The organism is Burkholderia sp. E168m23 (assembly GCF_016586125.1).
In the GTDB taxonomy this organism is placed as follows: domain Bacteria; phylum Pseudomonadota; class Gammaproteobacteria; order Burkholderiales; family Burkholderiaceae; genus Burkholderia; species Burkholderia orbicola.
Map to the genome: position 1 here is coordinate 1 of NZ_BCPP01001169.1, position 1,874 is coordinate 1,874.

The 1,874-nt window shown below is 71.5% G+C and carries 2 protein-coding genes; both read left to right on the forward strand.

The window, feature by feature from the left end:
• On the forward strand, positions 1 to 711 hold a 711-nt coding region (locus JMF90_RS35285), incomplete at its 5' end, for an isoaspartyl peptidase/L-asparaginase family protein (RefSeq protein ID WP_201326183.1).
• A gap of 26 nt (positions 712 to 737) precedes the next feature.
• On the forward strand, positions 738 to 1,874 hold a 1,137-nt coding region (locus JMF90_RS35290; RefSeq protein ID WP_201326184.1), incomplete at its 3' end, for an ATP-binding cassette domain-containing protein.

Consider the following 1,874-nt stretch of genomic DNA (forward strand, 5'->3'; position numbering starts at 1 on the left):
GCCGCGCGGCGCGTGATGGAGGCGAGCGAGCACGTGCTGTTCGCCGGCGCGGGCGCCGATGCGTTCGCGGCCGCGCAGGGGCTCGAACTGGCGGAACCCGGCTACTTCGACACCGAATCGCGGCATGCGCAGTGGGTGAAGGCGCGCGCGGCGGCCGGCATGATGCTCGACCACGACGCGGCCAGCTTCGCATTCGGCGGGGCCGCACAACCCGCCGCACAACCCGCCGCACAACCCGCCGCACAACCCGCCGCACAACCCGCCGAGCCGCTCGATCCGGACCGCAAGCACGGCACGGTCGGCGCGGTCGCGTGCGACCTGAACGGCCACATCGCGGCGGCGACGTCGACGGGCGGCATCACGAACAAGCAGCCGGGGCGCGTCGGCGATTCGCCGATCATCGGCGCCGGCTGCTATGCGGACGACGCGACTTGCGCGGTCTCCGCGACAGGCACCGGCGAGATGTTCATCCGGCTCGCGACCGCGCATGACGTGGCCGCGCAGATCGCGTATCGCGGCGCGTCGCTCGCCGACGCCGCGCACGACGTCGTGATGAACAAGCTGCCGCGCCTCGCGGGCCGCGGCGGGATCATCGCGGTCGACGCGCACGGCAACGTCGCGATGCCGTTCAACACCGAAGGGATGTATCGCGGCTACGCACGCGTCGGTGAAGCGCCGGTCGTCGGCATCTACCGCGACGATGCGGCCTGAATCCGGATCGCACGAGGAGATACGCCATGACTTCGAGCCGTAACCCGTCGTCCCTGGCGCTGCCCGAGCAGCGCGTGGTGGCCGTCGACGACCTCTCGGTCACGTTCCGCCGCGAAGGCGCGACGTTCGACGCGGTGCGCAACGTGTCGTTTCACGTCGATCGCGGCGAGACGCTCGCGATCGTCGGCGAATCGGGCTCGGGCAAGTCGGTCACGTCGCTCGCGCTGATGCGGCTGGTCGAGCACGGCGGCGGCGAGATCACGAGCGGCCGGATCGCGTTCCGGCGCCGTGGCGGCGCGCTGGTCGATCTCGCGCGGGCGAGCGCCGCGACGATGCGCGGCATCCGCGGCGCGGACATCGCGATGATCTTCCAGGAGCCGATGACGTCGCTGAACCCGGTGTTCACCGTCGGCGACCAGATCAGCGAGGCGATCGCGCTGCACCAGTCGAAGGGCGCGGCCGAAGCCCGCGCGGAAGCGCTGCGGCTGCTCGATCTCGTGCGCATCCCCGAAGCGCGCCGCGTGTTCGCGCGCTATCCGCACCAGCTGTCGGGCGGGATGCGGCAGCGCGTGATGATCGCGATGGCGCTGTCGTGCCGGCCCGCGCTGCTGATCGCCGACGAGCCGACGACCGCGCTCGACGTGACGATCCAGGCGCAGATCCTGCAACTGGTGCGCGGGCTGCAGGACGAAATGAACATGGGCGTGATCTTCATCACGCACGACATGGGCGTGGTGGCCGAAGTGGCCGACCGCGTGCTCGTGATGTATCGCGGCGAGAAGGTCGAGGAGGGCGAGTCGGACCGCATCTTCGCGACGCCCGCGCATCGCTACACGCGGGCGCTGCTCGCGGCCGTGCCGCGGCTCGGCTCGATGCAGGGCACCGACGCGCCCGAGAAATTCCCGCTGCTGAAGGTGGACGGCACCAGCGCGACGGCCGCGGCGCCGACCACGACGTCCGCCGCGAACGACGCGCAGCCGCCCGTCGATCACGCCGCGCCGCCGATCCTGCGCGTGCGCGATCTCGTCACGCGCTTTCCGGTGAAGAGCGGCGTGTTCGGCCGCGTGTCGCAGTACGTGCATGCGGTCGAACGCGTGAGCTTCGAGCTGCGCGCGGGCGAGACGCTCGCGCTCGTCGGCGAATCGGGCTGCGGCAAGTCGACC